Below are 12,840 nucleotides of genomic sequence, written 5' to 3'. Positions count from 1 at the left end.
CGCCTACACCCCGTGATTCTTCATTTGTTCCAGTCGGACGAGGAAAATCATGGACCAGCCTTCATCGCCGTTCGGTCGCGGGTGGGTGCCCGCTTCGCGTGATCTCGGGTTGCCGGGGGAGGGGGGCTCTCCGTTCGAGACATGCCCACCCCTAACCCCTCCCGCCAGCGGGAGGGGGACTGGTTGCGCTGGTTCTCCCCCTCCCGGAGGCGGGAGGGGGGCGGGGGGTGGGCCTGTTCATGACGCGCCCTCTCGTTCACCGGGCGTGCCCCTCCTCCATCGTGCCGATGGTCCCCCTCCCCCGTTGGGGGAGGATCTGTGCCGCCGCGATGGCTGGACGCCTGCCCGCAAGGTCAAGTTCCTCGATGCGCTGGCGCAGGACGGGCAGGTGCGGCGGGCTTGCGGGATTGCGGGGATGAGCGCGCAGGCGGCTTACGTCCTGCGGCGGCGCGATGCGGTGTTTGCGCGGGCGTGGGACGCGGCGCTGGTGCTGGCGCTCGAGGCGAGCGAGCAGCTCCTCGCCGAACGCGCGCTCCACGGGGTGGAGGAGCCGGTGTGGTTTCGCGGCGAGCTGGTCGGCAGCCGGGTCCGCTTCGACTCGCGGCTGCTGCTGGCACACCTCGCCCGGCTCGACCGGCGCTGCGCCGCGCGCGGCATCGGCGATTTCACCGGCGAGGCCGGGGCGGGGGCCTTCGATACGCTGCTCGCCCATATCGCGGCGGACGGGGCTGCAGAGGGCGCGGGCGGCGACTGGCAGGCCCCGCGTCCGCGCGCCGAGGTGATCCGCGAGGCGGCGGATGCGGCCGAGGACTCCTATTGGAACGGCGGCTGGGCCGGCGAGCCGGAGGCCGAGAGCAACCCGGCGATCCTCGCGGCGCAGGAAAACGACGCGATCGAGGACGCCGAAGTCGCCGCGCGCCGGGCCGAGGCGGCCAAGCAGGCCGCGGCGGCGTGGGACGGCCGGCTCGACACCGCGGTGGCGACGGTCGAGGCGCTGGTCGGCGGGTGGGAGGTGAAGGGGATGCCGGGTGGTGCCGCTTGCCCACCCGCGCTCGTATGCCCACTCGCGCTCGTCTGCCCACCCCCCGACCCCCTCCCGCAAGCGGGAGGGGGAGAAGCAGCGTCACAAGTCCCCCTCCCGCTTGCGGGAGGGGTTAGGGGTGGGCCTGTCCGATCTCTCCGTGCCGGGGAGGTTCCCCCTGCACCCCGTCAACTTCGTCAACTTCCGCCCTTGCGCGCGGTCAATTCCCTCCGGGCCCGCCCGGGTGTAGGATCGCGGGCACAGGACAACGGAAAGGGAGTCGATCACATGAAAATCCTCCTCGGACTGGGCGGGGCGGCGCTCGCTTTTGCCCCGGCGGCGGCGCTGGCGGCGCCGGTGACGCTGGTGGCGACGCTGACCGGCGCGGCGGAGACGGCGGGCGGGGATCCCGACGGATCGGGCGCGTTCTCGGTCGAGATCGACGCCGACAGCGGCGACTTCTGCTACTCGCTCTCGGCCAAAAACACCGACAAGCCGACGATGGCGCACGTCCACACCGGCGCGGCGGGCGTCGACGGCGGGCCGGTGATCACCATCGACGTGACAGACGACGAATGCATCGCGGTCGAGCCGGCGGTGCTGAAACCCATCGTCGAAAACCCGGCGGGCTACTACGTCAACATCCACACCGCCGCGTTCCCCAAGGGCGCGGTGCGCGGACAGCTGGAAAAGAAGTGAGTTGAGCGAAGGGGCGCGGTGCTGCTAGCGCCGGTGCGATGCCAGCCGACAACGCCCGCTTCTTCATCATGCGCCACGGCGAGACGGTGTACAACGCCGCCCACGTCCTCCAGGCGAACCACATCCATACCCCGTTGACATCGCTTGGGTTCAGGCAGGCGGTGGCGATGGGAGAGGCGCTGCGGGGGGCGCTGCGGCCGGGGGCCACGCTCCACGTCTCGGAGACGGGGCGGGCGCTGCAGACCGCGGCGCTGGTCGCCGAAGCCGCGGGGCTCGACTGGTTCGCGGCGCGGCGCGACCATGCGCTGCGCGAGATCGACATGGGCTCGTGGTGCATGCGCACTTACGCCGAGGTCGAGGCCGAGCACGGGGCGATCCGGCTGGACGACCACCTCCTCCGCCCGGCGCCCGACGGCGAGGACTATGCGATGATCGCGGCGCGGCTCACCGCCTGGCTGGGCGAGGTGGGCGAACGGCCCGGCGACCACGTGGTGGTGATGCACGGCATCTCCAGCCGGGTGCTGCGCGGGATCATGGCCGGCCATCCGCTCCACCCCGAGCATGGCACGCCGATCGCGCCGAGCCTGGTGCAGGGCTCGATCTCGCTGATCGAGAACGGACGCGAGACGCTGTTCCTCGGCAGCGAACAGGGAGCGCGGCACGCTTGATCCGGCGCCTGCTCCTCGCCGCCGCGCTGCTCGCCACGCCGGCGCTGGCTCGCGACGGGCTGGGGGTGTTCGGCGCGTGGGGCGCGTTCCGCGATCCCGGCGTGCCCCGCTGCTACGCCATCGCCATGGCCGAACCGGTGAGCGGCAAGCGGATCGAGTATCAGCCCTACGCCACGGTCGGGCACTGGCCGAAGAAAGGTATGCGCAACCAGCTCCACGTCCGCCTGTCACGCAAGGTGGCGGACGGTGACCGGATCGCGGTGACGGTGGGGGGACAGAAGTTCGCGCTCGTCGGCGGCGGCGGCGATGCGTGGGCGGCGGACGGCTCGGCCAACGCGGGGATCGTCGCGGCGATGCGCTCGGCGGGAAGCATGACGGTGACGGCACGCGGCGCGGACGGCAAGGTCATCCGCGATCACTATGCCCTCGCCGGCGCGGCGACGGCGATCGACGCCGCGCTGGCGGGGTGCGCGGGACTGCGCTGAGGCAGCCCCGCGCGGGTCACAGGTCAGAACCGGAGGCCGACCGTGGCCACGACCTGGTGACGATCGGTGTCGATGTCGAAGCGGCTCGTGTCCGGAGTTTCGCCCTCGAAGTCGAACTCGCCCTTGCTGTAGTTCGAGTAGCGATACTCGAGCCGGCCGAACGCGTTCGAACCGAACTTCTGCTCGACGCCCGCGCCGAGGCGGTAACCGTCGGTGTCGAGGCGCTGGCTGAGGTTGGTGGTGCCGTCGGTGCCCTCAAGGTTGAAGCGCGCGTTGGTGTAGCCGCCCTTCGCATAGAGCATGGTTTCGGGCGACATCGCATAGCCGACGCGAGCGCCGACGTAGATGTCACGGCCCGCTTCGACGCGGCCGAGGTTGAAGGCGTTGGGGACGCCGTTGTTGTTGTCCCACTTGGCCGTGCTGTCGGTCAGCTCGGCTTCGGCACCGATCACGACGTTGCTGCCGGTCGCGATGTCGTAGCCGATGGTGCCGCCATAGACGACGCCGTCGATCGACTGCTTGAGATCGGCGTTGGTGTCGATGTCCTTGGTGCTGCCCGAACGGTTGTGATCATAACCGGCGACGGCACCGATGTAGGGGCCCGAGAAGGCTTCGGCCGGGCTGGCGTCCTGCGCCATGGCGGGGGCGGCGACAGCGAGGGCAGTACCCGCAGCGAGGGTGGCGAGGATGGTCTTCATGTTTGCGACTCCGTATTTTCTTCGTTGGACCCTCCCGCTCCGGGAGAGTGCAGGGCGAGGAATGATCGGCATCGCACTCCGGTTTCATGAACCTAATACAACGAGTTAGCTGTGGCATTCGCGCAACGGTCCACCTCCGCGCGGTGCCGGAACCGCGACGAGACGAGCAGAACCGGAGCGCCGTTGTCGGATGGCGCGGCGTCCCCTATATGCGCGGCCATCATGCAGATCCCCGGCATCATCGATCCCGTGCCCGTCCCCCGGCCGGGCGTCCACGACGGCATTACCCCGCGCGAGGACGGCCGCGTCGATCTCGTCGGCCTGCCCAAGGCGCGCATTGCCGCGCTGTTCGAAGAGGCGGGGCTTGACCGCAAGGCGGCGAAGCTGCGCGCCAAGCAGGTGTTCCACTGGCTCTACCACCGCGGCGTGATCGACTTCGAAGCGATGACCGACATTGCCAAGACCATGCGCCCTTGGCTCGCGGAACGCTTCGTCATCAGCCGGCCGGAGGTGGTCGAGGCGCAGGTTTCGACCGACGGCACCCGCAAGTGGTTGCTGCGTACCGCGGACAAGCATGACTTCGAGATGGTGTTCATCCCCGACGCCGACCGCGGAACCCTCTGCGTCTCGAGCCAGGTCGGCTGCACGCTCAACTGCCGGTTCTGCCACACCGGGACGATGCGGCTCGTCCGCAACCTGACTCCGGGCGAGATCGTCGGCCAGGTCATGCTGGCACGCGATGCCTTGGGCGAGTGGCCGAAGAATGGCGGCACGATGGCGGGCCTCGACTTCGATGAAGGGGAGGAGGAAGCTGGCGCCTACACCTCCGACGGGCGCCTGCTGACCAACATCGTGATGATGGGCATGGGCGAGCCGCTCTATAATTTCGACAACGTGCGCGACGCGCTGAAGCTGGTCATGGACGGCGACGGACTAGCGCTGTCGAAACGGCGGATCACGTTGTCGACCAGCGGGGTCGTACCGATGATGGCGCGCGCCGGCGAGGAGATCGGGGTCAACCTCGCGGTCTCTCTCCATGCGGTGACCAAGGAGGTGCGCGACGAGATCGTGCCGATCAACCGCAAGTATGGGATCGAGGAACTGCTCCAGGCCTGTGCCGACTATCCCGGTGCCTCCAACGCGCGGCGGATCACCTTCGAGTACGTGATGCTCAAGGACAAGAACGACAGCGACGACGACGCGCGCGAGCTCGTCCGCCTGATCAAGCAGTACAAGCTGCCGGCCAAGGTGAACCTGATCCCGTTCAACCCGTGGGACGGCGCCGCCTACGAATGCTCGAGTCCCGAGCGGATCAAGCGCTTTGCCGAGATCGTGTTCGAGGCCGGGATCAGCGCCCCTGTGCGCACCCCGCGGGGGCGTGACATCGACGCGGCCTGCGGCCAGCTCAAGACCGCAGCCGAGAAGAAGAGCCGCGCGGAGCTCGACCGTCTGGCGGAAGAGAAGCAGGCGGCGCTGGGGTAGGGCCCGGCTGAAAACATCGTGCGTCCCCGCGCAGGCGGGGACCTCCATCAATCAACTGGACCGTTTGCGGCACGATGTCCCCGCCTGCGCGGGGACGCCTCTCGCTCATTTGGCGCCTCACCCGAACGCCCGCACCGTTCCGCCTTGCGCGATCATGTTGCAGCGGCCGCCGATCCAGACCTTGCCCTCCTCATCGATCGAGCAGTGGATCCGCCCGTCCGCGCCGGTCTTCTGGCCCTGCGCGGCGAGGTAGCGCCCGCTGGCGAGGCCGCTTCCGAACAGGTGCATCGCCGCTCCCGCGTTGAAGCTGCCGGTCACCGGGTCCTCGGCGATAGCACCGTGCTGGTTGGCGAAGAACGCGCGCAAGGTCCAGTCGACCCCGTCGCCGCCTGGTCCGGCCAGCCCGACGTCGGTGCCGATCGGTGCTTTCGCGGCCGGCTCTGCCGCGAGCACGTCCTCCGCCGAGCGCAGGCGCAGGAGTTGCCACTTGGGACCGTTGACGACATGGACCGCCTCGATGACCGTCGCCGGGTCCGCGCCGGAGACGCGCAGCGCCTCCGCCTGTTCCGCCTCGTCCAGCGGTTCGTGGCGCAGCAGCGGCGGCGCGGCGAAGGCGAGCAGGTCGCCGTCGCGGCGGATCGGGATCAGCCCGGCGCCGCATTCCTGCACTATCTCGCTCTCCTGCCGGGGCACGCCGCCAGCGGCCAGCCAGGCATGGCACGAGCCAAGTGTGGGGTGTCCGGCAAACGGCAGTTCGCCCGCCGGGTAGAAGATGCGCACACGGTAATCGGCATCGGGCGTCGTCGGCGGCAAGAGGAAGGTCGTTTCCGAAAAGCCCAGCCACTGAGTCAGCTTGAGCATCTGCTCGGCGGTGAGGTTTTCGCCGCCGCGCACGACGCCGAGCGGGTTGCCGGCCATCGGGCGGCTTCCGAAGACGTCCACGAGGTCGAGCAGCATGGTGAATCTCCCTGTCAAACGGGGCGCTTCATCGCAGACCCGGTGCGACTTGTCCCGCGCCGTTGGTCGAAAAAGCGCCGTTCATCTGGCGTTGTGGAGCAAACCCGAATGCCCGGCGTTGTGACCGCGAAATCACGGCACAAATTCAAGAAGGACAGACCCATGAGGAAAGCACTCCTGGCCCTGACGCTCGCTGCTGTCGCTGCACCGGTAGCCCCGGCGCTGGCCGACCCGCCATCGTGGGCTCCGGCCCACGGCCGCCGCGCGCACGACCGGCATCACGACCGTACCTACGACGGCTACGGCCGCTACTACGAGCCGCGCCGCCTTTCGCGTGGTGACCGGATCTGGCGCGGCGACGACGGCCGCTATTACTGCCGCCGCAGCAACGGCACGACCGGCCTGATCATCGGTGGCGCGGTCGGCGCGTTGGTCGGGCGCTCGCTCGACGGCGGACGCGACCGCACGGTCGGCACGATCATCGGCGCGGCGGGCGGTGCCCTGCTCGGCCGCGAGATCGACCGCGGCAACCTTCGCTGCCGCTAAGCTTCCCGGCTTCCCCGGCAGGGCCCCGCTGCGATTTTCGCGGCGGGGCCCTTGTTCGATGTGCATAATGACACTTGCGCCCCGCGCCGGGTGCCATAGTCTCTCCACCCATGTGGCTGCTCGACAGAATGCTTCGCGCGCTGGTCCGCAAGGGCCGGATGATTGTGACCGACCATGACGGCTCGGTCCATGAGTACGGGCCGGGCGGCCCTTCCAACATCGGCGAGAAGCCGCTCCATATCCGACTGACCGACAAGACCGCCGCAGCGCACATCGCGCGCTATCCGCGGGTCGGGGCCGGCGAGGCCTACATGGACGGGCGGCTGGTGGTCGAACCGCCGCACGACATTCGCGACCTGATCCTGTTCATCGCGTGGTGCGCGCAGGGCGATCATGAGAAAGCGCTCGGTGCCAAGGGCGGCTTCCGCCAGCTCCTCGACAAGGCGGCCGCGCGGATCGACAGTTTCAACGATCGCCGCTCCGCCCGAAAGAACGCCGAGTATACCTACAATCTGACCCGCCGCCTCTATGAGCTGTTTCTCGACGAGGACCGGCAGTACACCATGGCGTACTACCGCGACCCGCATAACAGCCTGGAAAAGGCTCAGCTCGACAAGAAGGCGCACATCGCCTCGAAGCTCTTCCTCGATCCGAAGACCAGTTCGGGCAAGCGGGTACTCGACATCGGCTGCGGCTGGGGCGGGCTTGCCCTGTACCTGCACAAGCATTACGACGTCGACGTGCTCGGTGTCGCGCTGGCGCCCGACCAGATCGAGTTCTGCCGCGAACGCGCTGCCGAAGCCGGGGTCGCCGACCGGGTCAAGTTCGAGCTGATGGACTACCGCGACGTCAAGGGGCAATTCGACCGGATCACCTCGGTGGGTTTGCTCGAACACGTCGGCACCCCGCAGTATCCAGCCTTCTATGAGCACACCTTCAAGCTGCTCAAGGACGACGGGGTGATGTTCTCGCACTGCTGCGGCCGCGCCGGGCCTCCGGGGGCGACCGACGCGTGGACGCGCAAGTACATCTTCCCTGGCGGCTACATCCCGGCGCTCAGCGAACTGGTCGGGCAGAGCGAAAAGCACGGCTGGCAGGTGATGGACGTCGAGGCGATGCGCTTCCACTACTCGCACACGCTGGAGGAGTGGTACGCCCGCACGGTCATGCACAAGGACGAGATCGTCGCGATGTATGACGAGAAGTTCTACCGGATGTGGGAATTCTACCTCGCCGGGGCGGAGCAGGCGTTCCGCTATGGCGGGCTGGTCAACTGGCAGCTCCAGTACGTCAAGCGCCGCGACGCGATCCCGATGACGCGCGACTACATGGTCGAGGAGAGCGCCCGCCTGCGCGCGAACGACGTGGTGCCCGATTGGCACCTCGCAAGACAGGCGGCGGAGTGAGGCGCTGGCTCGCTGCGCTGGCGCTGGGGGGACTCGCTGTCCCGGCAGCGGCACGTGACGAGGCCGAGCTCAACCCGTACCTGCGCGATCCGGCGCGGCTGGTCGAGTTGTGCGGGGCCGAGACGTTCCCCTCGAAGACCGATCGCGCGCTTAACGTCGCGTGCGGGCGGCTGCAGGATCTGCGCGACCGGGCCTATGCCGAGCGACTCGATACCGACGACGCGGCCTATGCCGCGCTTTGCCCTGCCGTAATTACCGCAAGCGACTGGTACCAGGGCTGCGAGATGGCCCGCGACCGCCGTAACCAGCGTGAAACCAGGGTGCTGCTCGCTAATCCGATGTCGCTCGACAAGCAGTGCAGCGCGCTCGGTGAAGACCGCTATCGACGAGGTGGACTTTCCTACGCCTGCACCCTCCGCGAAGGCCAGATCCGCGATGCCGAGCGGGCGCGGCTGGCCGCGGACGACGCCACCTATGCACGGGAATGCGCCGATGCCGATCCCAGGCCGGCCGCGGTGGTCCGTCCGTTCGGCCAGACCGACCATGACGAGATTTGCGCGCTGGCGCGGCACGACAAGCAGTTCACCGCGGTGCGCTACAGGCTGGGCGAACCGGAGAAGCTTAAGGTCGCTTGCGCGCGCGACGAAAAGCGCAGCGAGGAGCTGGTCTGGGCCTGCGATCTCTTGGGCCGGGGCAATTTCGAATACCTCGCGCTGAGGCCGGGCGAGTCGTGGCGCGCAGTGCCCGAGCAGACCATCATGGCCGTACCGGTGCGCGAGGAAGCGCCGGAACTCGTTGCCGCCGCCAGGGCGCAGGCCGATACCATCGTAACCTCGGCGCTCGCCGGCGCGAACTCGCGCTAGCGGAACAATCCGCACGGATGCAGCGTTATGCCCTCGGTCCGGGGGCGGATGAGGAGCGGCAAATTGTCCGGCACCTTCTTTGAACGTGCGCTCGAAAAATTCCTGCGCGACACCGTCAGGCAGGGGCAGCTGACGCTGGTCCATGCCGACGGACGCCAAAGCACCTTCGGCCTGCCCCATCCCGGTTTTCCCCAAGTCACGATCCGCCTGAAAGGCACTGATGCGGCCCGGAGCATCGTCACCGACCCGCGGCTCGGCGCGGGCGAGGCGGTGATGGACGGGCGCCTGCTGGTCGATGGCGAAGACATCATGGGCCTCGTCACCCTGATCCGCGCCAACAAGCCTTGGGACCGGGGTGCGGGCCTTTCGGCTCCGTCGCTGCTCGGCAAGCTTCGCACCCGCATCGGCCACGCGCTCGCCAGCCGCAACAACGCGCGCAGCGCGAAGGCCAATGTCGCCAGCCACTACGACATAGGCAACGACCTCTACCGCCTGTTCCTCGATCCGGAGCACATGCAATACTCCTGCGCCTACTGGCCGCACGACGGCATGACGCTGGGCGAAGCGCAGGAGGCGAAGCTCGCGCACATTGCGGCCAAGCTCGCCCTGAAACCGGGGCAGCGCGTCCTCGACATCGGCTGCGGGTGGGGCGGGATGGCGATCTATCTCGCCCGGCACTGCGACGTCCGGGTAACCGGCATCACCCTCAGCGAGGAACAACTCGATCTCGCCCGGGAACGTGCGCGGGCTGCCGGCGTATCCGACCGCATCCGCTTCGAGCTGGTCGACTACCGCGACCTCGCCGCGCGGGGCGAGAGGTTCGAGCGGATCGTCTCGGTGGGCATGTTCGAGCATGTCGGCCAGCCGCAGTTCGACACCTTCTTCCGTGCCTGCGCCAGGATGCTCGCCGATGACGGAGTGATGCTGCTCCACACCATCGGGCGGATGGACGGCCCCGGCGAAACCGACGCCTTCACCCGCAAGTATGTGTTTCCCGGTGGCTACATCCCGGCGCTGTCGGAAACCGTGGCCTCCAGCGAAAAGGTCCGCCTCCTCGCCACCGACGTCGAGATGTTGCGGTTGCATTACGCGAAGACGCTGCGGGCGTGGTACGCGAACTGCGTCGCCCACCGCGACGAGATCATCCGGATGTACGACCTGCGGTTTTATCGCATGTGGCTGTTCTACCTCGCCGGGGCAGCCACCGGGTTCGAACATTCGGGGCTGTGCAACTACCAGATCCAGTACGTCCGCGATCGCCACGCCATCCCGCTGACCCGCGACTGGATGGGCGAGGCCGAGGCGGCGCTCGTCGCGCCGGGCCCGGCCGCGGCCAATCGGGTTGCGCAGCCAGTCCCTGCCTGATACCGGCCCCGCGCCAGTTTCACGCGCGGGAGCGTTGCCGATGTCCGATATCAAGAAGGTCGTGCTTGCCTATTCCGGCGGGCTCGACACCTCCGTCATCCTCAAGTGGCTGCAGGTCACTTATGGCTGCGAGGTGGTGACCTTCACCGCCGACCTCGGCCAGGGCGAGGAGCTGGAGCCGGCGCGCGCCAAGGCCAAGCTGATGGGCGTGCCCGATCACAACATCTACATCGACGACCTGCGCGAGGAGTTCGTGCGCGACTTCGTTTTCCCGATGATGCGCGCCAACGCCCGGTATGAAGGCGATTACCTGCTCGGCACCTCGATCGCGCGGCCGCTGATTTCCAAGCGTCTGATCGAGATCGCCCACGAAACCGGCGCCGACGCGGTGGCCCACGGCGCGACCGGCAAGGGCAACGACCAGGTGCGGTTCGAACTGTCGGCCTATGCGCTGGATCCCAGCATCAAGGTCATCGCCCCGTGGCGCGAATGGGACCTGACCAGCCGCACCGCGCTGATCGCGTGGGCGGAATCGCACCAGATCCCGGTGCCCAAGGACAAGCGCGGCGAGAGCCCGTTCTCGACCGACGCGAACCTTCTCCACACCTCGTCCGAGGGCAAGGTGCTCGAGGATCCCTGGGAGGAAACCCCCGACTACGTCTATTCGCGCACCGACAACCCGGAAGACGCGCCCGACGCGCCCGAATACATCACGATCGATTTCGAGAAGGGCGACGGCGTCGCGCTCAACGGCGCGGCGATGTCGCCGGCGACGCTGCTGGCCGCGCTCAACGACCTCGGCCGCAAGCACGGCATCGGCCGGCTCGATCTCGTCGAGAACCGCTTCGTCGGCATGAAGAGCCGCGGCATGTACGAAACCCCCGGCGGCGAAATCTATGCCCGCGCCCACCGCGGGATCGAGCAGATCACGCTGGATCGCGGCGCGGCGCACCTCAAGGACGAGCTCATGCCCAAGTACGCCGAGCTCATCTACAACGGCTTCTGGTTCGCCCCCGAGCGCGAGATGCTGCAGGCCGCGATCGACCACAGCCAGGCGCGGGTGAACGGCACGGTGCGGCTGAAGCTCTACAAGGGCGGAGCCTATGTCGTCGGCCGCAAGTCGCCCGACAGCCTCTATTCGGAGCGCCACGTGACCTTCGAGGATGACGCCGGCGCCTACGACCAGAAGGACGCGGCGGGCTTCATCAAGCTCAACGCGCTGCGTCTGCGGCTGCTGGCGCAGCGGGATCGCTGAGGCGCGGCTCAGCCCTCCACCGTCGTCCCGGGCTCGACCCGGGACCGCTGGCGGTTTGCGCACCGCTGCTTGGAGCCGCAAAATCGCGGAAAACCGCGCCCAATGACGGGTTTCCGCAGGGTTGTCCACCGGCAAAGTGCTGCCTGTGGATAACTCCGTACGATTTTGCTTGTCCGACTCGCCGATGAAGCGCAGCCTCTGTCTATCGGAAGCACACGGACGGTCCGGGAAATCGCGGCGAAAGCCTTGAAATTCCAACTGAAAGTGTGCGGATGATGCGGCTCGCAAAGGGAAGCGGCAGGCCGGCTGGAACCTGATTTCTTTCAGGGAAAAGCAGGGCGGGCAGGACCCGGAGCAGTCGCCGGGACGCCGGAGTGCGGCACCCGGATCGGCGCGGCGAGGGACTAGAGGTCCCGATCCTGACCGGTCGCAGGGACCACGCGGAAAGTGACCCGAAATCGATCCTTCCAGGATATCCGTCCGCAGGAACGCGCCAAAAAGCGTCAGTACAGCGGGAGCGGTGCCGGGGAACGCAGGATCAACGCCCATCCCAGGCCGAAAGGCCGGTGGACCAGGACGGACGAAGCCGAAACGCGCTGCGCAAGCAGCAACGTGGCTGGCAGGCCGGACGGCAACGGGCGAAGGCAAGTGAGGATGCCCGGCGCAAGCCAGGCTTCCAAGCAGCCCAGGGGCTTCGTGTCCCGAACGGCGGCCTTCGCAATCGGACGGACGGAGCGAAAACGGACGACCGGGAAAGCCAGCGGTGGACGAGAGTGGGGACCGGCAGCGATGCCGGTCCCCATTTGCGTTGGGGGTCGTCTTCGAGTCTGCTGTTGGCGTTCGGTTCGGCCTTGCCCGACCTAGTGTGCAGCATGACCCTCCTTTCGCTGGCCTGTGATTGCATTCGCAGCATGCAACCCCATATTGGCCTCATCGGCTTGGCATTCTTCTCGTAAGCACCGCCGACCGAGAGACATCCGGGCTCCCGCTTACCAAGGGAGACCTTCCATGTCCGAAACCCTTTTCAAGGCCGTTACTCCCATTGCTCCGCGAAGTTCGATCGCCCGGAAGACGGCCGCGAGCGTGACGCTCGTCCTCTCGCTGGCACTGGCCGCTTGCGCCAGTGACGGCACCGTGCGGGATACGGGCGAGCGGCTGTCTGACCGGGGCCGCGAGATTGGCACCTATGGCACCGCCTGGTCCGAAGGACAGAAGACGGTCGGGGATGCCGAAAAAGCCATCGACAAAAGCGACCGAAGCCGGACCGATGGCGAGCGGGACCTGGCGAAGGCACGCGAAGAGCTTGCCAGGGCCGAGCGGGACTGTCAGGATTTCCGTGTGTGGCCGGGCATAATGGGCAACAAGGAGTCCCACTATGTCACGACGCAAAGAACC

General features: G+C 67.9%; 12 protein-coding genes. 10 read left to right on the top strand and 2 right to left on the bottom strand.

Annotated elements, in window-relative coordinates; all coding sequences use genetic code 11:
* Window positions 1–304: 304 nt before the first annotated feature.
* From AC3WLD_RS13825 to AC3WLD_RS13815, 3 genes are read left to right on the top strand one after another with little or no spacing between them, the layout of a single operon-like run.
* Window positions 305–1,720, top strand: a complete 1,416-nt coding sequence (locus tag AC3WLD_RS13825; RefSeq protein WP_492557553.1) for a CHRD domain-containing protein — start codon at window positions 305–307, stop codon at window positions 1,718–1,720.
* Window positions 1,721–1,758: 38 nt separating this feature from the next.
* Entirely contained in the window at window positions 1,759–2,388 is a 630-nt protein-coding gene (locus AC3WLD_RS13820) for a histidine phosphatase family protein (protein WP_492557552.1), read from the top strand.
* Window positions 2,385–2,873: a hypothetical protein gene (locus tag AC3WLD_RS13815; RefSeq protein WP_492557551.1), complete on the top strand. Its 489-nt coding sequence runs from the start codon at window positions 2,385–2,387 to the stop codon at window positions 2,871–2,873. The genes AC3WLD_RS13820 and AC3WLD_RS13815 overlap by 4 nt, the downstream gene beginning before the upstream one ends.
* A gap of 23 nt (window positions 2,874–2,896) precedes the next feature.
* Here AC3WLD_RS13815 and AC3WLD_RS13810 read toward each other — a convergent pair whose 3' ends face one another.
* Window positions 2,897–3,571: an outer membrane protein gene (locus AC3WLD_RS13810; RefSeq protein WP_492557550.1), complete on the bottom strand. Its 675-nt coding sequence runs from the start codon at window positions 3,569–3,571 to the stop codon at window positions 2,897–2,899.
* 222 nt (window positions 3,572–3,793) lie between these two features.
* On the opposite strand from AC3WLD_RS13810, the gene rlmN reads away from it, so the two are divergent.
* Window positions 3,794–5,053 (top strand): dual-specificity RNA methyltransferase RlmN, encoded by a 1,260-nt coding sequence (gene rlmN, locus AC3WLD_RS13805; RefSeq protein ID WP_492557549.1) that lies wholly within the window; start codon window positions 3,794–3,796, stop codon window positions 5,051–5,053.
* Between the two features lie 117 nt (window positions 5,054–5,170).
* Here rlmN and AC3WLD_RS13800 read toward each other — a convergent pair whose 3' ends face one another.
* Window positions 5,171–6,010, bottom strand: coding sequence for a PhzF family phenazine biosynthesis protein (locus AC3WLD_RS13800; RefSeq protein WP_492557548.1), 840 nt, complete (start codon window positions 6,008–6,010; stop codon window positions 5,171–5,173).
* A 162-nt stretch (window positions 6,011–6,172) separates the two neighbouring features.
* Between AC3WLD_RS13800 and AC3WLD_RS13795 the strand changes: the two genes are divergently transcribed.
* From AC3WLD_RS13795 to AC3WLD_RS13770, 6 genes are all read left to right on the top strand, one after another.
* On the top strand, window positions 6,173–6,556 hold the full coding sequence (locus AC3WLD_RS13795; protein WP_492557547.1) for a glycine zipper 2TM domain-containing protein: 384 nt from the start codon (window positions 6,173–6,175) through the stop codon (window positions 6,554–6,556).
* 110 nt (window positions 6,557–6,666) lie between these two features.
* Window positions 6,667–7,962 (top strand): class I SAM-dependent methyltransferase, encoded by a 1,296-nt coding sequence (locus tag AC3WLD_RS13790; RefSeq protein WP_492557546.1) that lies wholly within the window; start codon window positions 6,667–6,669, stop codon window positions 7,960–7,962.
* Entirely contained in the window at window positions 7,959–8,825 is an 867-nt protein-coding gene (locus AC3WLD_RS13785) for a hypothetical protein (protein WP_492557545.1), read from the top strand. The genes AC3WLD_RS13790 and AC3WLD_RS13785 overlap by 4 nt, the downstream gene beginning before the upstream one ends.
* Before the next feature lie 63 nt (window positions 8,826–8,888).
* Window positions 8,889–10,190, top strand: coding sequence for a class I SAM-dependent methyltransferase (locus AC3WLD_RS13780; protein WP_492557544.1), 1,302 nt, complete (start codon window positions 8,889–8,891; stop codon window positions 10,188–10,190).
* Between the two features lie 40 nt (window positions 10,191–10,230).
* Window positions 10,231–11,445, top strand: coding sequence for an argininosuccinate synthase (locus AC3WLD_RS13775; RefSeq protein ID WP_492557543.1), 1,215 nt, complete (start codon window positions 10,231–10,233; stop codon window positions 11,443–11,445).
* 1,008 nt (window positions 11,446–12,453) lie between these two features.
* Window positions 12,454–12,840, top strand: a 387-nt coding sequence (locus AC3WLD_RS13770) for a hypothetical protein (protein WP_492557542.1), incomplete at its 3' end; no start/stop codon positions are given.

It is taken from the genome of Novosphingobium sp. FW305-C-111, assembly GCF_058783565.1.
The sequence above is the reverse complement of the archived record's forward strand: the minus strand, read 5'-3'. Positions and strand labels throughout refer to the sequence as shown.